The 19,066-nt window shown below is 44.3% G+C and carries 17 protein-coding genes; 7 read left to right on the forward strand and 10 right to left on the reverse strand.

Features of this window, described 5'->3' with window-relative positions; genetic code table 11:
- Both WMO25_RS04585 and WMO25_RS04590 read left to right on the forward strand, forming a co-directional pair.
- Positions 1-3,549, forward strand: a 3,549-nt coding sequence (locus tag WMO25_RS04585; RefSeq protein ID WP_349084296.1) for an acyl-CoA dehydratase activase-related protein, incomplete at its 5' end; no start/stop codon positions are given.
- A 315-nt stretch (positions 3,550-3,864) separates the two neighbouring features.
- Complete coding sequence (locus WMO25_RS04590) at positions 3,865-5,529, forward strand: alpha-glucosidase (protein WP_349084298.1); 1,665 nt, start codon at positions 3,865-3,867, stop codon at positions 5,527-5,529.
- Between the two features lie 203 nt (positions 5,530-5,732).
- On the opposite strand, the gene WMO25_RS04595 is transcribed toward WMO25_RS04590, so the two are convergent.
- The 3 genes from WMO25_RS04595 to hisH are packed head-to-tail and all read right to left on the reverse strand — an operon-like array spanning position 5,733 to position 7,828.
- The gene (locus WMO25_RS04595; RefSeq protein ID WP_015514023.1) at positions 5,733-6,407 is read right to left on the reverse strand and encodes a uracil-DNA glycosylase; all 675 of its coding nucleotides are present in this window, start codon (positions 6,405-6,407) and stop codon (positions 5,733-5,735) included.
- 33 nt (positions 6,408-6,440) lie between these two features.
- Positions 6,441-7,202 carry an imidazole glycerol phosphate synthase subunit HisF gene (gene hisF / locus WMO25_RS04600; protein ID WP_349084299.1) on the reverse strand — a complete coding sequence of 254 codons (762 nt, stop codon included), beginning with the start codon at positions 7,200-7,202 and terminating at the stop codon, positions 6,441-6,443.
- Positions 7,203-7,216: 14 nt separating this feature from the next.
- On the reverse strand, positions 7,217-7,828 hold the full coding sequence (hisH, locus tag WMO25_RS04605) for an imidazole glycerol phosphate synthase subunit HisH (protein WP_215632764.1): 612 nt from the start codon (positions 7,826-7,828) through the stop codon (positions 7,217-7,219).
- Positions 7,829-8,129: 301 nt separating this feature from the next.
- Here hisH and WMO25_RS04610 point away from each other — a divergent pair, with 301 nt between their 5' ends.
- Complete coding sequence (locus WMO25_RS04610; RefSeq protein WP_015514020.1) at positions 8,130-8,333, forward strand: DUF6465 family protein; 204 nt, start codon at positions 8,130-8,132, stop codon at positions 8,331-8,333.
- Between the two features lie 154 nt (positions 8,334-8,487).
- On the opposite strand, the gene WMO25_RS04615 is transcribed toward WMO25_RS04610, so the two are convergent.
- The 4 genes from WMO25_RS04615 to WMO25_RS04630 all read right to left on the reverse strand — a co-directional run bounded on the left by WMO25_RS04615 (position 8,488) and on the right by WMO25_RS04630 (position 13,147).
- A complete protein-coding gene (locus WMO25_RS04615; RefSeq protein ID WP_349084301.1) occupies positions 8,488-10,113 on the reverse strand; it encodes a sensor histidine kinase in 1,626 nt (541 codons plus the stop codon).
- Positions 10,114-10,124: 11 nt separating this feature from the next.
- Positions 10,125-10,805 (reverse strand): response regulator transcription factor, encoded by a 681-nt coding sequence (locus WMO25_RS04620; protein ID WP_349084303.1) that lies wholly within the window; start codon positions 10,803-10,805, stop codon positions 10,125-10,127.
- 220 nt (positions 10,806-11,025) lie between these two features.
- A complete protein-coding gene (locus WMO25_RS04625) occupies positions 11,026-12,441 on the reverse strand; it encodes a sensor histidine kinase (protein WP_349084304.1) in 1,416 nt (471 codons plus the stop codon).
- 1 nt (position 12,442) lies between these two features.
- Positions 12,443-13,147 (reverse strand): response regulator transcription factor, encoded by a 705-nt coding sequence (locus WMO25_RS04630; protein WP_349084305.1) that lies wholly within the window; start codon positions 13,145-13,147, stop codon positions 12,443-12,445.
- 151 nt (positions 13,148-13,298) lie between these two features.
- On the opposite strand from WMO25_RS04630, the gene WMO25_RS04635 reads away from it, so the two are divergent.
- From WMO25_RS04635 to WMO25_RS04650, 4 genes are all read left to right on the forward strand, one after another.
- Positions 13,299-14,063 (forward strand): ABC transporter ATP-binding protein, encoded by a 765-nt coding sequence (locus tag WMO25_RS04635; RefSeq protein ID WP_349084306.1) that lies wholly within the window; start codon positions 13,299-13,301, stop codon positions 14,061-14,063.
- Complete coding sequence (locus WMO25_RS04640) at positions 14,060-14,785, forward strand: ABC transporter permease (RefSeq protein WP_349084308.1); 726 nt, start codon at positions 14,060-14,062, stop codon at positions 14,783-14,785. Before WMO25_RS04635 ends, WMO25_RS04640 begins: the two co-directional genes overlap by 4 nt.
- Before the next feature lie 11 nt (positions 14,786-14,796).
- On the forward strand, positions 14,797-15,570 hold the full coding sequence (locus WMO25_RS04645) for an ABC transporter permease (protein ID WP_349084310.1): 774 nt from the start codon (positions 14,797-14,799) through the stop codon (positions 15,568-15,570).
- 122 nt (positions 15,571-15,692) lie between these two features.
- Positions 15,693-16,274: a xanthine phosphoribosyltransferase gene (locus WMO25_RS04650; RefSeq protein WP_349084311.1), complete on the forward strand. Its 582-nt coding sequence runs from the start codon at positions 15,693-15,695 to the stop codon at positions 16,272-16,274.
- Positions 16,275-16,701: 427 nt separating this feature from the next.
- On the opposite strand, the gene WMO25_RS04655 is transcribed toward WMO25_RS04650, so the two are convergent.
- The 3 genes from WMO25_RS04655 to WMO25_RS04665 form a co-directional block, all read right to left on the reverse strand.
- Complete coding sequence (locus WMO25_RS04655; protein ID WP_349084313.1) at positions 16,702-17,721, reverse strand: molybdopterin-binding protein; 1,020 nt, start codon at positions 17,719-17,721, stop codon at positions 16,702-16,704.
- 2 nt (positions 17,722-17,723) lie between these two features.
- Positions 17,724-18,542, reverse strand: coding sequence for a selenium-dependent molybdenum cofactor biosynthesis protein YqeB (gene yqeB, locus WMO25_RS04660; RefSeq protein WP_349084315.1), 819 nt, complete (start codon positions 18,540-18,542; stop codon positions 17,724-17,726).
- Between the two features lie 100 nt (positions 18,543-18,642).
- Positions 18,643-19,066, reverse strand: a 424-nt coding sequence (locus WMO25_RS04665; RefSeq protein WP_349084317.1) for an ATP-binding protein, incomplete at its 5' end; no start/stop codon positions are given.

Consider the following 19,066-nt stretch of genomic DNA (forward strand, 5'->3'; position numbering starts at 1 on the left):
CTTCACCTGACAGACGAAGAAGTCATTGCACCGGCCAATTCCCATTTGTTTGCAGCTATGGGTGCCGCTATGAACTACAAGGCTGATGTGACCACTTCCATTGACGAGTTGATTCGTCTGCTCTCTTCCGATATCAAGATTCAGGCAGAGACCGCCCGTATGGATCCGCTCTTTAAGAATCAGGAAGAATACGATGCCTTTAAGAAATGGCATTCCGTACATACTGTAACAGAAGGCAATCTTGCTGATTACCACGGCAAATGTTTCCTTGGCATCGATGCCGGTTCCACAACAACAAAGGTTGCTGTTGTCGGCGAAGACGGCACCCTGCTCTATTCCTTCTACAGCAACAACAATGGCAGCCCATTAAAGACAGCAATCCGTTCCATCCAGGAGATTAAGAATATTCTCCCTGCAGATGCCGAAATCGTTCGTTCATGCTCAACAGGTTACGGCGAAGCACTGATGAAGTCTGCATTTATGCTGGATGAAGGCGAAGTTGAGACAGTGGCTCATTACTATGCTGCCGCTTTCTTTGAACCGGATGTGGATTGTATCCTCGACATCGGCGGACAGGATATGAAGTGTATCAAGATTCGCAATAAAACCGTTGATAATGTGCTTCTGAACGAAGCATGTTCCTCAGGATGCGGCTCTTTCATCGAAACATTCGCCCATTCTCTGAATTATTCTGTGGAAGACTTTGCAAAGATTGCCATTTTTGCCAAACATCCGATTGACCTTGGTTCCAGATGTACTGTTTTCATGAATTCCAATGTCAAACAGGCTCAGAAGGAAGGGGCCGAAGTCGGCGATATCTCCGCCGGACTGGCTTATTCCGTTATCAAGAATGCGCTGCTGAAGGTTATCAAACTTACAGACCCGAAGGATCTGGGTAAAAAAGTTGTTGTACAGGGCGGTACCTTCTACAATGATGCCGTACTGAGAAGCTTTGAACTGATTTCCGGCTGCAAGGCTGTTCGTCCGAACATCGCCGGCATCATGGGTGCTTTTGGTGCTGCCCTGATTGCCCGTGACCGTTATACAGGCGAAACAACAACAATGCTCTCTCTTGATGACATCATCAACCTGAAATACACAACGAGTATGACTCGCTGCGGCGGATGCACCAATCATTGCCGTTTGACAGTGAACAAATTCACCGGCAACAGACGCTATATCTCCGGCAACAGATGTGAAGTCGGCCTCGGTCGTGCCAAGACCAACAGCGACGTGCCGAACCTTTTTGAATACAAATACAATCGTATTTTTAACTACAAACCATTAGACAAGACCACTGCCCCACGAGGCATCGTCGGTATTCCGAGAGTTCTGAATATGTATGAGAACTATCCGTTCTGGCATACTTTCTTTACTGAGCTCGGATTTTCTGTTGTGCTTTCACCGGAATCTACCCATGAAATCTACAATCTTGGTATTGAATCCATTCCGAGTGAATCCGCCTGCTATCCGGCCAAGCTTGTTCATGGCCATATTATGTGGCTGCTGCAGCACGATGTGAAATTCATCTTCTATCCATGTATTCCTTATGAGCGCAAGGAAACAGAAGGTGCCACCAACAACTACAACTGCCCGATTGTTACTTCTTATGCTGAGAATATCAAGAATAACGTTGAAGAACTGGCTGATCCTTCCATTCTGTTTTTGAATCCTTTCATGACTTTTGAAAGTGAACGTCATCTGGAAGAACGTCTTGTTGAAGAGTTTGCTGCACGCTTCAGTATTGACCCTCGTGAGATCAAAGAAGCCGTCCAGAAGTCCTGGAAAGAGCTTGAACTTGTCCACACTTCTGTTCAGCGCCACGGTGAGATGACCCTGGCTTACATGAAGCAGCACCATATGAAAGGTATTGTCCTTGCCGGACGTCCTTACCATATTGATAAAGAGATCAACCATGGTATTCCTGAGCTGATCACTTCTTATGGCTTTGCAGTGCTGACAGAGGATTCCATCTCCCATCTGGCCAAACCGGACCGTCCGCTCATCGTTTCCGATCAGTGGATGTATCATTCCAGACTCTATTGTGCCGCTGAATATGTCAAAGAACACGAAGATCTGGAACTGATTCAGCTGAACTCCTTCGGCTGCGGTCTGGATGCAGTTACAACAGATCAGGTGAAGGATATCTTAAACGGTTCCGGACGCCTGTATACATGTCTGAAGATTGATGAAGTCAGCAACCTCGGTGCTGCCCGTATCCGTATCCGTTCTCTGATTGCAGCTATCCGTCTGCGTGAGCAGCATGGTATCCACGGTCATATTGAAAGCAGTGCCCATCATCGTCAGCTGTTCACAAAAGAAATGCGTGCAGACAACTACACCATTCTTGTTCCGAATATGTCACCGATTCATTTCGATCTGCTGATCCCGGCTCTTCGCCATGAAGGTCTGAACTGCGAACTGCTGCCTGACTGCGATAAAGAAGCCATCAATACCGGTTTGAAATACGTCAACAACGATGCCTGCTACCCATCCATCTGCGTTGTCGGCCAGATTATGAAGGCACTGCTCTCCGGCAAATATGACTTAAATCATGTAGCTATCGCCATGACCCAGACCGGCGGCGGCTGCCGTGCAACCAACTATGTTGGATTTATCCGCCGTGCCCTTGGCAATGCCGGTATGTCACAGATTCCGGTTGTCTCCATCAGTGCGCAGGGTATCGAGAAGAATCCTGGATTCAAATACACACTGCCAATGTTAAAGAATGCCCTCCAGGCGATTGTCTACGGTGATCTTTTCATGCGCGTACTTTATGCGACACGTCCTTATGAAAAGGTTCCAGGTTCTGCCAATGCGCTCCATGAGAAATGGAAGAATATCTGTCTGGATTCCATGATCGGCAAAGGCAAAAACAGTTTCAAACAGAACGTCAAAGGTATTATCCATGACTTTGATAATCTTCCGCTGGATGAAACCATCAAGAAGCCAAGAGTCGGTATTGTAGGCGAGATCCTTGTTAAGTTCTCACCGTCTGCCAACAACTATCTTGTGGATCTTCTCGAATCCGAGGGTGCTGAAGCTGTCATGCCTGATCTTCTGGACTTCCTTCTCTACTCATTCTACAACTCGAATTTTAAGTATGAGAAGCTTGGCAAATCCAAGAAGGGACAGATTCTCGGCAATGCCGGTATCGCTTTCCTTGAAGCCATCCGCAAGACCGCCAGCGATGAATTAAAAGCCAGCAAACGCTTTGACCCGCCTGCCAACATTCGTGATCTGGCGAAATACGCAGAACCAATTGTTTCCATCGGCAATCAGACCGGTGAAGGATGGTTCCTGACAGGTGAAATGATGGAACTGATCCACAACGGTGCACCGAACATCGTTTGTACACAGCCATTCGGCTGCCTGCCAAACCATATCGTTGGCAAAGGTGTTATCAAGGAACTGCGCCATCAGCATCCTGAAGCCAATATCGTAGCCATTGATTATGACCCGGGTGCCAGTGAAGTCAACCAGGTCAACCGAATCAAACTGATGCTGGCAACAGCCAACAAAAACTTACATAAGAAACTTGACGCATAAAAGATAAAATACAACACGTCCAGTCATTACAGATTGTATAACTATCTGCAAACAGGCTCATCGCCAAACGCTTTCAGAAAGTTATACATCTCGTAATTATTTTGACGTGTTGTATTTTTTCTATATTCATAATAGGTCACTCCTATCACGATATTTTATGGCAATTTTATTCCACTCTGAGTATCAATTGGAAGGCTTGGGATTTTTCCATTTACAGCAATATATTTGTTTGATCAAGTTTTCTTCCAATGTAACGGATTTCATGATAGAATATTTACGCAATTTTGATTTTATTTTCCTTTAGGAGGTTTTGATATGAAGAAGCAATGGTGGCACGACAAGGTGGCTTATCAGATTTACCCAAAGAGCTTTATGGACAGCAACGGTGATGGCATTGGCGATCTGCGTGGCATTATTTCGAAACTGGATTATCTGAAAGAACTTGGTATAGATATTCTGTGGCTTTCCCCTATCTACCGCTCTCCCCTTGTTGATCAGGGATATGATATTTCTGATTATTATGCCATTGGTGAGCAGTTCGGTACTATGGAGGAATTTGATGAACTGATCGCAGAAACGAAGAAAAGAAATATGTATGTGCTGATGGATCTGGTTGTCAATCACTGTTCCAGTGAACACGAATGGTTTAAAAAAGCCATGACTGACCCGGAGGGTGAATACGGCGATTATTTTTATATCCGTGAGAGCAAAGACGGACAGCCCATCAACAATGCCCGCTCTTATTTCGGCGGCAATATCTGGGAACCGATTCCGGGCACTAACAAATATTACCTTCATATGTTTGCCAAAGAACAGCCTGACCTCAACTGGGAGAATCCAAAGGTTCGACAGGAGATTTACAAAATGGTCAACTGGTGGCTGGACAAAGGCCTGGCCGGCTTTCGAATTGATGCTATTATCAATATCAAAAAGAATCTTGATTTTCCAATGCTTGAGCCGGACGGCCTGGACGGTCTTGCTTTCTGTACCAAAACCCTTGGTACAAAAGACGGGGTCTCTGAAATGCTCGGCGAATTAAAACGTGAAACCTTTGATAAGCATGGTGCTTTTACTGTGGGTGAAGTTTTTAATATTACTGATGATGATCTGTCTGATTTTATCGGAGAAAATGGTTATTTTTCAACTATTTTCGACTTCAGTACGGAACTTCTCTCCACCGGTGAACACGGTTGGTATGATGCCCCTGACGTTGCTTTCCCTGCATGGAAAAAAGCTATTTTTCATGCCCAGGATCAAGCTTATGGCTGTGGTTTCGAATCTAATATTATCGAGAATCATGACGAACCCCGGGGTGCTTCTCGATATCTTCCGGTTTATGCCCGTAATTCCTGCGGCACCAAAATGCTCGGCACTATGAGTCTGCTGCTTCGCGGTCTGCCGTTTATTTTCCAGGGTCAGGAAATCGGCATGACCAACACAAATTGGCAAAGTGTTGATGAATTTGACGATCTCAATACCGTTGATCAATATCATCTGGCTTTGAAAGCCGGTTTATCAGAAAAATATGCCTTAGATAAAATCGGCAGACTCAGCCGTGATAACGCCAGAACCCCAATGCAGTGGAACACTTCTTCCAATGCAGGGTTTACAACAGGAATACCATGGCTCCGCTTAAATGACAACTACCCGGATGTCAATGTGGCAGCCCAGGAGAAAGACACCGACTCTGTTTTAAACTACTATAAAAAACTGATTGCACTGCGTAAATCCGATACATACAAAGATATTTTTACCTACGGAAAAACTATTCCTGTATTTCCGGAAAAAGAGATGCTGATGGCTTACTGCCGCGAAAAAGACGACAAACGTATTCTTGTTCTTGGAAACTTCGGTGAAAAGAAAGAAGCGCTTCATCTGTCAGCCGAACCAAAGAAGCTCCTTTTATCTAACATGAACCACACAGAAATTGGTCAGGATATTATACTTGCACCACAGGAAAGCGCTGTTGTTCTTTTATAGCTCATTGCCATACTGAAATCGACGACTTCTTACACATACTATTATACAGTTTCATAATTCGACAACTATTTTTATATAAAAGAAAAACAGCCTGTCTCTTGAATCAATTCACATTTACAACATTATACAATTCATCCAATAAACATTTAGCGAATGAATTGTATAACGTGAATTGTCAAAAAACAACTGCTGTTTTTCTACTTTTATATATTCTCTATTTGCCAATCAATAGGTGCTACACCATGCTCCTCCAGAAACCTGTTTGTCTGACTGAATGGTTTGCTGCCGAAAAATCCTCTGTAAGCCGAAAGAGGGCTTGGATGCGGTGCTTCCAGTATCAGATGATGCGGATTGTTCAGCATGGCTTTCTTCTGCTGTGCCGGACGCCCCCAGAGAATAAACACGATCGGTCTGTCCTGCTGATTCAATATCTTAATAGCTGCATCTGTGAACTGTTCCCAGCCGATTCCTCTATGGGAATTCGCCTGATGAGCACGAACGGTCAAAACTGTATTCAAGAGCAGCACACCCTGTTTCGCCCATTTCTCAAGATAGCCGTTATTTGGAATATAGCATCCGAGATCATCCTGCAGTTCCTTGTAGATGTTTTCCAGTGACGGCGGGATCGCCACCTGAGGCTGAACAGAAAAACACAGTCCATGCGCCTGTCCATCCCCGTGATAAGGATCCTGACCCAGAATAACCACCTTGACATCCTCTAAAGGTGTCACCTCAAAAGCATGAAAAATCATATCCGAGGGCGGGAAAATCTGATGTGTCGTGTATTCCTCTTTCACTTTCTTATATAATTGCGCATAATAAGGCTTGGCAAATTCCGGTTTCAACGGTTCCAGCCAGTCATTGGCGATTGCTCCCATGCAAAGTTCCCCCATTCATAAAATAATAACTATTTATAATCGGACACTGACTGAACGGGAGGCAAGATATTCTTTCAAATCCCGGATTTCAAGCTCTTTGTAATGAAACAGTGAAGCCGCCAGTGCAGCATCTGCCTTTCCCTCCGTCAACGCATCATAAAAATGCGTCATTGTACCTGCACCACCGGAAGCAATGACAGGAACTGAAACCGCTTCTGCTACAGCCCTTGTCAGTTCAATATCATATCCGGCCTTTGTGCCATCGCAGTCCATACTGGTGAGAAGGATTTCACCTGCACCGAGATCACAGACTCTCTTCGCCCATTCAACAGCATCAATACCTGTATCTATTCTACCGCCATGTTTATAAATTGTCCAGCCTTCACCGTTGGCTCTTTTCTTGGCATCAATGGCCACTACCACACACTGGCTACCGAACTTCTCCGCCGCCTCATGGATCAGCTCCGGACGGTCAATGGCCGCTGAATTAACAGAAACCTTATCTGCACCTTCCCGCAAAACCGCGCGGAAATCATCTACTGTACGGATACCGCCGCCGACAGTAAAAGGAATAAACACCTTTTCTGCCACTCTGCGCACAAGATCCACCACTGTATTTCTTCCATCACTGGAAGCTGTGATATCCAGAAAGACAACTTCATCCGCACCGGCCTGATCATAAGCTGCCGCAATCTCCACCGGATCACCGGCATCCTTCAGATTAACAAAATTCACACCTTTGACAACACGTCCGTTATTGACATCCAGACATGGAATAATTCTCTTTGTAAACATATCTTTCCTCCGTCCTACAGCCGTAAATCAGCAAAATTCTTCAAAATTCTAAGACCCAGTTCACTGCTCTTCTCCGGATGGAACTGACAGGCAAAAATATTATCATGTTCCACAGCAGCATGGATATCCGTACTGTACCAGGTTGTTGCCGCCACATCTTCAGGATTCCTTGCTTTCAGATAATAAGAATGTACAAAATACATATACGACTGACGGTCTATTCCTTCAAAAAGCCTGCTGTCTTCCTTAATATCAATAGAATTCCAGCCCATATGCGGAATCTTCAGCCCTTCTGCCGCCGGTATACGAAGGATTTCCCCCGGAAGCAGACCCAGGCCCTTTACCCCCGGCGTCTCTTCACTGCTGTCAAACAACAGCTGCAATCCGAGACAGATACCGAGAAACGGCTTTCCTGACTTCACAGCATCCTGAATGGTCTCCACAAGGTCATAGCTGTGAAGCCGCTCCATAGCATCACCGAAGGCACCTACGCCCGGAAGTACCACCCGGTCAGCCTCCAAAATCGCTTTCCTGTCTCTTGTAATGACTGCATCTTCATTTAAATACTGAAAAGCCTTCTCCACACTCTTCATATTGCCCGCATCATAGTCGATAATCGCTATCATAGGTTATCCTCCATTTATTTCAAAACTCGCTTCCAAAGGTATAGCAAACAAGATCCTTTTTCAGGCTGCTATACTTTCTTACGTTAGCACGCAACAGTTAATGTTTCTTCGATTTTACCACATCATCACCATCTGTGCCAGATATTTTATCAAATTATCTGCAATTTAGTTATATTTGTCTGTATTTCTTCAAATCCAAAGGAAATTTATGTTACATTTACATTTGCTTTTTAAGACGTTTTGTAATATGATAAATATGTATGTTTTTTTATTCATAAGGGAAAGTAAGGAGGCTATTTATATGAAAACGGCATTTTACGTAGAATCTTATGGCAGACAGGTTGAAGAAAAGGCTTTGATCGCCAAGATCAAAGAGATCTGGGTTGCAGAAGGCAACAAGATCAAAGACATCAAGGATTTAAATATTTATGCAAAACCTGAAGATGACGCCTGCTACTATACTATTAACGGCGACTTTTCAGGTCATATCAAATTGTATGAATAATGGCAGCATAACCCAACACGTTATTGCGAATCGATTTCTACATACAAACAGCAAAGAGGCTTCTGGATCAATTGATGCAAAAGCCTCTTTATCATTATCAGAATTCTATGATCTTTATAAAGATTCTGACATCCATCATTCCGCCAAAACTCCCTTATGCCTGTTCCTGGATCATCTCCGCCGCATCCTGGCAATCCAGTTCAAACCAGAAGGAAACGCCGTCCTCACAGTTGTAAACGCCGTATGGCTGTCCCAACTGCTCCATAGATGCCTTGACAATGGAAAGGCCGACACCGCTGCCGCCGTACTCCCTTGTTCTCGCTTTATCCACCTTATAGAATTTATCCCAGAGTTTTGACAGATCTTCCTCCGGTATCTGCTCACCGGTATTGTGAACCGTAATCTTAACCGTCTTTTCCTTCTTCTCAAGCTGAATATCAATGCGTTTCTCCCCATCTGCATGGTTGATGGCATTGGTCAGATAATTCGTAAATACCTCTTCTGACATATACGCATCACTCCATACGTAGATTGGCGCATCCTCATCAAAGGCAAGATTGATCTCTTTTTGCTTCAATAAAATATCTGACTTGGCGATCACTGCACGGATCATGGCAATGATATCAAAATGTTCCATAGTCAACGTATTGTAGCCAAACTCCAGCTGATTCAGATCCATGATCTTTTTCACCATCTGATTCATCTTGCGGGCTTCATCCACAATGACTTCACAGTAAAACTCTTTACTCTCCTCATCGTCATTGATGTTGTCCATCAGGCCCTCTGCATATCCCTGGATCAAAGCGATCGGCGTCTTCAACTCATGAGATACATTGGACAGGAACTCTTTACGCATGGCATCGATCTGTTCCTTCTTCTCAAGATCCTTCTTCAGCTCCGTATTGGCCTCTTTCAATTCTGCCAGCGCCTGTTCCAGCGTCTCAGACAACATATTCATGCTATTTCCGAGAACACCGACTTCATCCTCTGTCTTCACTTCGTATTTGGCCGTGAAATCCAGTTCAGACATTCGCTTTGCAATATTCGTCAGCACAGTGATCGGGCCCAGAAAGCGATTGCTGACAAAATACATCACCACAAACCCGATAAGCGCGGCAACCAGGGAAATATATAGGAAAAACTGATTCGACAGTGCTGCACTTTCTGTAATGCTTGAGAAAGAGGCACGAATCAAAATATGATCTCCATTCTTAAATGTACCGGCAAGATAAATATACGATGCACCCAGACGCTTGACATTAACTTTCTCAATCTCATAGCTATCCGTCTTAACCGAGGCTGCATCACCGGACTTGTCCGCATTGATATAATCGCTGTAAATATTACTGCTCTCAACCTTGCTGTTCTGATTCATGCCCAGAGATGAATATAAAAGCAGTTTCGTATTGCTCTTGAGCATATAATCAAAAATCGGACTGCTCATATCCCTGTAAATAATAACCGACAGATTTCTTGTCTGGCTCAGTTTGTCCAACTGCAAACAAAGTTCATCGGAAATACCGCTGTCTGGTATAGCATAGCTTCCCAAACTCTCATCTGTACTGCTGTTTTCCCCGGATTCTGTCGTCTTCCCCTGCAGCTCCGCCGCATACATATCGTCAATCTTCTCAAATGTAGAAATCAGCGTCTGATTCTTCTTGGCCAGATAAAACCTCTTCAGAAAAATATTACTGAGCAGCACAGACGAAACAGATATCAGCAATACTATTCCAATGAGGATCAACGATAATTTGACCTTTAATGATTTTTTTCGAAACATACTACCGCCTCTTACTGATCGACTTCGAATTTATAGCCCATACCCCAGATTGTCTTAATATACTCGCCCTTAGCTCCCAGCTTGCTTCTGAGCTTCTTCACATGGGTATCAATGGTTCTGGCATCACCGAAATAATCATAATTCCATACATTGTTCAGAATACGCTCTCTGGACAAGGCCACCCCCTGATTGGACATGAAATAAGCCAACAATTCAAATTCCTTATAGCTGAGTTCTACAGACTTGCCATCAATAAGTACTTCATGGGCAGCCTTATTCAGTTCAATACCGCCGGCTTCCATGGTATCATCTGCCGCCAGCACATTGCTTCTCCGAAGGATGGCCTCGACTCTCGCCACAAGGATCTTAGGACTGAAGGGTTTCGTAATATACTCATCCACGCCGAGATCAAAGCCCTGCAGCTCATCCTTCTCATCACTTTTGGCTGTCAGCATAATAATCGGAACCTTGGAGTACTGTCTGATCTCACGGCATACCTGCCAGCCATCCATCTTTGGCATCATCACATCCAGAATGATCAGTGCAATATCCTTCACTTCAAAGAACTTGTCCACCGCTTCCTCGCCGTCTCCGGCCTCAATAACAGCAAATCCTTTCTTCGTCAAAAAGTCCTTCACAAGCTTCCTCATTCTGCTCTCATCATCTACCACTAAAATCTTCAAACTTTCCATATATGCTCTACCTCACATCCCTCTCAGGCATTTTTTCATTTTCATACTTTATTTGTAATTATCCAGAGCCAAGCAAAATTTCAAAAAACAGGTATAAAATGCTTGCATTTTTAAGACTGTTTTTGAAATTTTATTTGGCGTATACGCCACACCAACGAAATGCGTAGTATTTTGGATGCTAGCTCTGAACAGTTACCTTTATTTACAGTATACCAGAGATTTATGATAAATGTGTGATTTTTTCACATGGAATTGTCAGTGTCACCTGAAAGCCTCCGTAGGTTCCGCGGGAGATTGTCATTGCTCCGCCATGTCCCTCTATGATCTGCCTAACGATCAAAAGTCCCAATCCGTGCTGTTGTCCATCCACATTCGTGTCACAGACCATGTAATGAGGCACATGGTTAAGCTTTTCAATCTGTTCATCAGAAACACCCTCTCCGTTATCATCCACGCAAATCATGCAGCTGCCGTCTTTTGCCTCAACAGACACATCGATTTGACACCCGTTCTCGTTATGAACCATGCTGTTTTGCAGCAAATTGACAACGGCACGTTTCAGCAATTCCCTGTCCGCCTCTATTTCACATACCTGCAATGCAGCATCCGTTTTCCATTCAATAAGAAATCTGTCATCCACGGCCATATTCATAAAATCCACCACCACCTGACGGACGATGGCAACGGCATTCTCCCGCTTTTTCATTAACGGCTGCATATGATATTCCAGTTTTGAGGCAAGATTCAGATCATTGATGAGATTTTTTATCCGTGCGCTCTGCTTCACAATCGCAGCAGCTTTTTTACGTTCATCCTCTGAAAGATGATGTGAATTTTCCAGCTGTCCGGCATACCCCATCACCACAGACAACGGCGTCCGGATGTCATGGGAAACACCGGCGATCCAGTTGGCCCTTGCCCTTTCTTTTTTTCTCAACTGCTCCTGCTGCTTTTGCAAAATATCCGAAGCACGATTAATATTCGTGCAGATTTCTGAAAGCACCCCTGTCTCCGGAATATGCACAGGCTCACCAGCTGATAAATTCTGAATACCTTTGATCATAGGTTGGACCGACTTCAAAAGCTTACCATTCACCAACATATAAATGGCAAGTATCAGTACCAGATTAATCAGAAGTATTTTCAAAAATATATACGGCAAATCACGAATCAGACTGTAATCCCAACTGGCTCTCATGTGCTTCCAAAAGCTGTCCTTTGAGAATCCCAATACCACAATCCCGTTTTCATTGTTCCCCACATAGGTGGGATACCCCTTGAGATAGCCAACACTTAAAGCTGCAATGTCAGATAAACTGTAATGATTCGGAATCATCTCGGGTACATTATGACTTTTCCATTCGGTCTGCAAGGTATCATTGCCGATAAAAATCGCCCATATATTTTTTTCTTCTAATTCAGAAGATACCTCTTCCGAAAGACAGTATGTGCCATCTGGCAAGACCTGCAATGCCTCCCCGGCTTTTTCTGCGATATCATACGGAGAGGTTGTTTCCGTGGGCGCTTTTTCTGACACCAATACCGCATAGACAGCCACATTAATGATAACAAGCAGTACTGCACTCAAAAGCAGAATGCTCACAAAACGCCGTATCAGTTTCGCAGCACTTTTCATGTTATCTGCCCTCCACATTGAGTTTATAGCCCAATCCTTTAATGGTCACCAGCGAAACAGGCTGTGACGGATTTTGTTCTATTTTTTCTCTGATACGGCGTATATGTGCCATTAAAGAATTTTCATAGCCAAAAGGATTATCACCCCATACAGCCTCACACAAAGCATCAATTGTAACAATGCAGCCTGCATTGCGGTACAATGCCCACAGCAGCCTATGTTCCTTTGCAGTCAAAGGAATAAGCCTACCACTTTTAATCACTTCCGCCCGGGCAAAATCAATCTGACTGTTTTGCAACTGCACCAGAGGATTTTCATCTTTATAACATCTTCTCAAAATGGCCATGATACGAAATAGCAATTCTTTGGGCAAAAACGGTTTGACCATATAATCATCGGCTCCCAGACCGAAACCTCGAAACTTGTCCTCATCTTCTCCCCTGGCTGTCAAAAATAAAACCGGATAATCTCCTTTTTTCTTTAACTGTGTCATCAGATCAAACCCATTCCCATCAGGAAGCATCACATCCAATATCGCCAGTTCCGGCGGACACTTTTCTGCCTCCATCAATGCTTCCCTGACACTTTTCGCAGTTGTTGTATTTTGAAATCCATACGCTTGCAGAATAGAACAAATCATATCCAAAAGCGCCTGCTCATCATCAACAACCAGAATTCGTTTATGCAAAAGGTAATTATCACTCATATTCCTATTCTCCCTTCTCCTTTTTTTCTTATTCTATCATAGAATTCCGGGTTTTTTTGCTTGCCGCCAAAATGTAAGGCAAATGTAAGGCTGCGGCAATGCTGATGCAAGGCAGATCCGGTATGCTAAAAAAAAGAAAGGAGTCACAGATATGAACAATATGATCACAACCTGCCATTTAACCAAAAAGTACAAATCCTTTACAGCTGTCAACGATGTCTCCCTGCACATCCAAAAGGGAAGAATCTATGGTTTTCTCGGTCCCAACGGCGCCGGTAAATCCACCACCATGAAAATGCTGCTTGGGCTGACCGCCCCCACAAAGGGCAGTTTCACCATCAACGGCAAACATTTCCCCGATGACCGTCTTGAGATTTTAAAAGGAATCGGTTCATTGATCGAAGCGCCCTCCTTTTATGCCAATCTGACCGGCCGGGAAAATCTTGACATTATCCGCCGTATTCTGGATTTACCGAAACATGCGGTGGATGACGCATTGGCCCTTGTGGGACTGACAGAGTTTGAAAACCGCCTTGCAAAAAAATATTCCCTTGGCATGAAGCAGCGATTAGGCCTTGCAGAAGCACTTCTTGGCCGTCCGCCCATTCTGATTCTGGATGAACCCACCAACGGCCTTGACCCTTCCGGCATTCATGAAATCCGCAATCTGATAAAATCTCTGCCTGCACTTTATGACTGTACTGTTCTTATTTCCTCCCATATGTTGTCGGAAATTGAATTAATGGCAGATGATATCGGTATTCTCAACCACGGACGGCTGTTATTCGAAGGCGAATTGGACGAACTTCGACATTATGCCCTGCAGCGCGGCTTCTCGGCAGATCATCTTGAAGACATGTTCCTGTCCATGATCGAGCAGGACAATCTAAGCAGAAAGCAGAGGGCAAAGCTATGAAAACACTGATCATCGAACTTAAGAAAGAAAAAAGAACCGGTATCATTTTGCTTATGCCCGCCCTGGGTCTTTTAGGCAGTGCATATGCTTTACTCAATTTCATTGTCCGAAAAGATACCCTGTTAAGTCTACCCCTGGCACCTATGACCATTTTGCTGACGCAGCTTTACGGTATGATCATGACGCTGAATCTGTTTGGCATCATCGTTGCCGCCTGTATGATCTACAACATAGAATTCAAAGGAAACGCCGTAAAAAAAATGTATGTGCTGCCTATACCTGTTCCTGCCATGTACCTGTGCAAATTTTTGATTCTGACCATCCTGCTTTCCGTTGCCGCAGCACTTCAAAATCTGGCGCTGACTCAAATCGGCATTACATCTTTGCCAGAAGGCACATTTGAGCTGCACACCCTGATTATCTTTGCCCTTTATTCCGTAATCACCGCAATGCCTGCCTTATCCTTCATGCTCTTCATCGCCTCCCGTTTTGAAAATATGTGGGTACCGCTTGGTATAGGTGTTGCAGGATTCTTAAGCGGCATGGCCCTTGGAACATCAAAAATCAGCCTGTTTCTTACAGACCCTTTCGTGGTGATATTAAACCCCGCTGTTTCTATGTCTGCCGAACCGGATGTATCTGTGATGGTGATCGCCATCATTGAAACACTGCTGTTTCTATTGGCAGGCTTATGGACGTCCGCCCATACCCATTATGAATAGGAGGTTATAAAATGCGTTTTTCTGAATTGCTTAAAATAGAACGGATGAAATACAGACGTTCCAAAATAATCCCATTGATTTTTATTGCCCCGATCCTGGTAGTCAGCTCCGGTATTGCCAATCTTAGTGCGTATTTCACTCCGGAATACACCAACGCATGGCCTACCATGTTTATTCAGAGCGCTTTGCTCTACGCCTACTACCTGCTCCCATTCAGCATGATCGTTGTCTGCGTCATGATTGCGAGTCAGGAAACCAATCACAACGGGCTATTCAAAATGATGTCACTTCCTGTCAGCCGCCAGACTCTGTCACTGGCCAAATTCTGCATATTGATTTTCTATTTGTTCATGGAAATCTTTGTATTCCTGGCCGTTTTTGTCATTGCAGGCTATATTGCCGTATCGACCTTTGACATCACAGAAGCCCTGCCGATTTCCTACCTTCTGAAATGGTGCGTCGGATTATTTCTAACCATGCTCCCAAGCCTGGCTGTTATGTGGATGCTGACAGTTTTGTTCGAAAAAACCTTATTCTCCGTGGGACTGAATCTTCTGCTTGTGATCCCCGGCCTTCTGGCAGGTGCCTCCCCGGTATGGTTTCTTTACCCCTACTGTTACAGCGGCTATCTTGTTTCTCTTTCTCTGCATGCATTCACCACAGAGGGCACTGCAGATACCGCCTTACAGCTTTTTCCCTTTATCCCTTGCGCACTATTGATTTTTCTTTCGGCACTTTTCATATCCGCCAGTCGCTTTGGCAAACAAACAGATTTACTGAAATAAAAATTTATGATCAATCTGTGAATGAAATAGAGAGAAAATATCTTTTTTTTAGTGACAAATTGACTTTAATTGACGAATTTTATGTGCTATAATGTCATAAAAGAGTTGTGAGGTATAAAATAATGAAACTATTAGAGGAAAAGATACGATCCGAGGGTAAGGCTCTCAGCGAAACCGTTCTTAAAGTAGATGGCTTCATCAATCATCAGGTTGATCCTGTTTTGATGAGCGAAATTGGTAAGACACTTGCTTCTTATTACAAGGATAAAGGCATTACCAAAGTATTTACGATTGAGAGTTCCGGTATTGCACCGGCTGTTTACACAGCCATGGAACTTGGTGTACCAATGGTGATCCTGAAGAAGCAGACATCCAAGATACTGACAGGCGATGTATTCCAGACCAATATCACTTCCTTCACAAAGGGAACCAGCTATGAACTGACATTATCTCAGAATTATATTCAGCCGGATGATGTTGTTCTTGTTATCGATGACTTCCTGGCTAATGGCGAAGCTGCCACCGGCGCAACACGCCTTGTTGAAATGGGTGGTGCCCGCATCGCAGGAATTGCCATCCTCATCGAGAAGGCTTTCCAGCGCGGTCGTAAGCGTCTTGAAGACAACGGCTACGAAGTGCGCTCCCTCGCCAGAGTATCCAAACTCGGACGCGGGCTCATTGAATTCACAGAAGCCGACTTATAACATTCTCTGAAAGTTTTATATTTACTTATAGTGTACAAACGCCTGAACATAGAACAGCAATTGTCTTTGTTCAGGCGTTATCTTATTTGCAAAATATCTATAATTCTTCTTAATAATATCCCAAAGTCATTATCCAGACTTGCCATTTTCCCGCTAATCTCACTGCAAAACGTCAATAATTCTTCTGTTAGAACATAAAAACAGCCATTCAAAAGCAGGAGCTGCATATAACATCTATACGAAACGTCAATAGCCTCGAATGGACATAAAAAATATCAGCTTCAGAGCAGGTGCTTCCATTTCGGCCGGTACTTAGGTGCTGTCCTTTAGCACCTTACGTACCGCTGCCAGAAATGGGCAGTGCAAACGTGCCTGCTCTGAAACTGATATTTTTTATGTCCACCAAGAACTACCGATGTTTCGCCTCCTATTTGCCAAAATGGCAGTTTGGATAATGACATTCCGCACAGTTGCTGCACAGACCGCCATGTCCAAAGGCCGCAATATCTGCCATTGTGATCTTCTCTCCCGCCAGGATTCTCGGAAAGATCAGATCAAATACAGTTACTTTGGAATGCATGACGCATCCTGGAAGCCCCAGTACCGGTCTGCCGTCTGCATAATAGGACAAAAGGAACATAGCTCCCGGAAGCACCGGCGTACCATAAGTAATGATTTCACATCCCGTATCTCGAATGGCCGACGGTGTCAGATCATCAGGATCCACAGACATACCGCCTGTACAGAAGACCATATCAGCACCCTTATCCAACCAGTCTTTGATGGCCTGTTCAATCATCTCTTTATTATCCGGCACGAAAGTCTGACCGGCAACCGTACAATGATAGCCTTCCATTTTGCCTCTGAGGATTGGTCCGAATTTATCTTTAATACGATGATAATAAACTTCACTGCCCGTTGTCACAATACCGATATTAAAAGACTTCATTGGCTTCACTTCAATAATCTTATGGCCATCCAGAAGTTTTTTGGCCTCATCCAGTTTCTTCTGATCAATGACCAGCGGAATGACACGGGTTCCGGCAACAGCTTCACCCTTTTTCACTGGCAGATTATTGTGAAGACTGGCAAATGAAATCTCTCCAAGCATATTAAGCTGGAATAACCGTTCTGCATCCACCTTCAGAAGGCCGTCATGGGCTGCTGTAAAAGTAATCTTGCCTTCCTTGATTTCTCCAAAAGTCAGACCGTCTCCCATGGTAATATCTTTCAAAAAAGTAGCCGCATCATTTTCATGGACCATCCCCGGCAGATTTTCCCAGACATAAATATTATCCTTACCAAGGGACAAAAGCACCGGAATATCCTCTTCCTGAATAATATGTCCCTTCTTAAAACGACGTCCCTTAAATTCTCCAGGCAGAATCTGGGTAATATCATGACACAAAATAGACCCCACTGCCTCTTGAACAGGTATGCATTTCATAATTATTTTCTCCCTTCTCCGCTGCGAAGCCCGTTTTCATAGATACAAATGGCCCGCAGAACACCGCCTGCAATGGCGCTTGCTTTATCTGAAATAGTAAAGCAATTCTCTCTTTCTGATAAACGTGGATCAATATCCGCAATCTTAAAGTGCTCCGGTACCGGTAAGCCATCTCTTAGAATACCTCTGAGTACACCATCCAGTGTCGCATACACCGGTGCATCATCAACCTTCGCGATGAGATCGCCCTTTTTCACCAGATCTCCGATATGGGCAATGCCATGGAAAACACCTGCATTCTCGGAATGAATGACACGCTCTTTGCCATAACCGCCGATAATACCCGGGATACCTGTATTGGCAATGGCCTGCCCCTCCCGGATAATACGTCCGAGACGATGTCCTCTCTTTGTCTCAATGACCACATCAACATCCACGCCGGCAGTAAATCCCGGCCCCAGTCCAATGACATAATCCGCCATATCGATGGTGGTTCCGAGATTTCTCTTAGCAATAGCCGCATCCACAAAAGCAAAATGTGGTACTGCTTTGACTGCTTCTGCTTTTTCATCACAGATAATCGGGACAATCCCATCCTGCCAACAGGCCTCTGCCTCTGAAAACTGCGTAATTTTTCTGGCTTTGATTCCCTCAACCTCTGTCTCCCCATCATACATAGCCTCAGAAAAAGCAACACTTCTCCGAATAGCCGTCGGTTTTGCGATTTCAAGAACCAGTACCTGATACCCGCACTGATGCAGACAGCTGATGGTTCCTGTTGCCAGGTCTCCGCCGCCTCTGATAATAATCGTCTTATTCAACCCAATCTCCCCCTGTTTTTTGTCAAGCACTTTTCCCTAAAAAAAGCGTCAGAATTCCCTGTTTTTAGCGAGGGATTTTCCCTACTTTAGGCAGGACGTTTTATGCATCCTGACGCATGAGGGCATGCTCCATCCGGTAGCTTTTTCCCTCAAAGATTAGTAAATGGCCATGATGAACAAGTCTATCGATCATAGCAGCAGCCATCTGATCGTCTGTAAATATCCCTCCCCATTTGGAAAATTCCAGATTGGTTGTCAGTATCAGGCTTTTACTCTCATAACTGTCGGATATCACTCGAAATAGTAACTGGGAGCCGTCCTTGTCTACTGGCACATATCCCCACTCATCCAGAATCAGCAGATCCAAGCGGCGTAAATCCCGGAGCAGCTTTTCCAGAGTCCCGTTTTTACGGGATTCCGCCAGTTTCAGAACCAGTTCTGTTACTGTATAAAACTTTGTTTTATATCCAAGATTACAGGCTTTCACACCAGCAGCGATTGCCATATGTGTTTTCCCTACTCCA

The sequence above is a fragment of the Coprococcus intestinihominis genome (genome assembly GCF_040096555.1).
Lineage (GTDB): Bacteria > Bacillota > Clostridia > Lachnospirales > Lachnospiraceae > Coprococcus_A > Coprococcus_A intestinihominis.

Bases quoted from the DNA above. Each gene is read 5' to 3' on its own strand.
- WMO25_RS04590 (WP_349084298.1), top strand. From the start codon at position 3,865: ATGAAGAAGCAATGGTGGCACGACAAGGTGGCTTATCAGATTTACCCA.
- WMO25_RS04595 (WP_015514023.1), bottom strand. From the start codon at position 6,407: ATGGGAGCAATCGCCAATGACTGGCTGGAACCGTTGAAACCGGAATTT.
- hisF (WP_349084299.1), bottom strand. From the start codon at position 7,202: ATGTTTACAAAGAGAATTATTCCATGTCTGGATGTCAATAACGGACGT.
- hisH (WP_215632764.1), bottom strand. From the start codon at position 7,828: ATGATAGCGATTATCGACTATGATGCGGGCAATATGAAGAGTGTGGAG.
- WMO25_RS04610 (WP_015514020.1), top strand. From the start codon at position 8,130: ATGAAAACGGCATTTTACGTAGAATCTTATGGCAGACAGGTTGAAGAA.
- WMO25_RS04615 (WP_349084301.1), bottom strand. From the start codon at position 10,113: ATGTTTCGAAAAAAATCATTAAAGGTCAAATTATCGTTGATCCTCATT.
- WMO25_RS04620 (WP_349084303.1), bottom strand. From the start codon at position 10,805: ATGGAAAGTTTGAAGATTTTAGTGGTAGATGATGAGAGCAGAATGAGG.
- WMO25_RS04625 (WP_349084304.1), bottom strand. From the start codon at position 12,441: ATGAAAAGTGCTGCGAAACTGATACGGCGTTTTGTGAGCATTCTGCTT.
- WMO25_RS04630 (WP_349084305.1), bottom strand. From the start codon at position 13,147: ATGAGTGATAATTACCTTTTGCATAAACGAATTCTGGTTGTTGATGAT.
- WMO25_RS04635 (WP_349084306.1), top strand. From the start codon at position 13,299: ATGAACAATATGATCACAACCTGCCATTTAACCAAAAAGTACAAATCC.
- WMO25_RS04640 (WP_349084308.1), top strand. From the start codon at position 14,060: ATGAAAACACTGATCATCGAACTTAAGAAAGAAAAAAGAACCGGTATC.
- WMO25_RS04645 (WP_349084310.1), top strand. From the start codon at position 14,797: ATGCGTTTTTCTGAATTGCTTAAAATAGAACGGATGAAATACAGACGT.
- WMO25_RS04650 (WP_349084311.1), top strand. From the start codon at position 15,693: ATGAAACTATTAGAGGAAAAGATACGATCCGAGGGTAAGGCTCTCAGC.
- WMO25_RS04655 (WP_349084313.1), bottom strand. From the start codon at position 17,721: ATGAAATGCATACCTGTTCAAGAGGCAGTGGGGTCTATTTTGTGTCAT.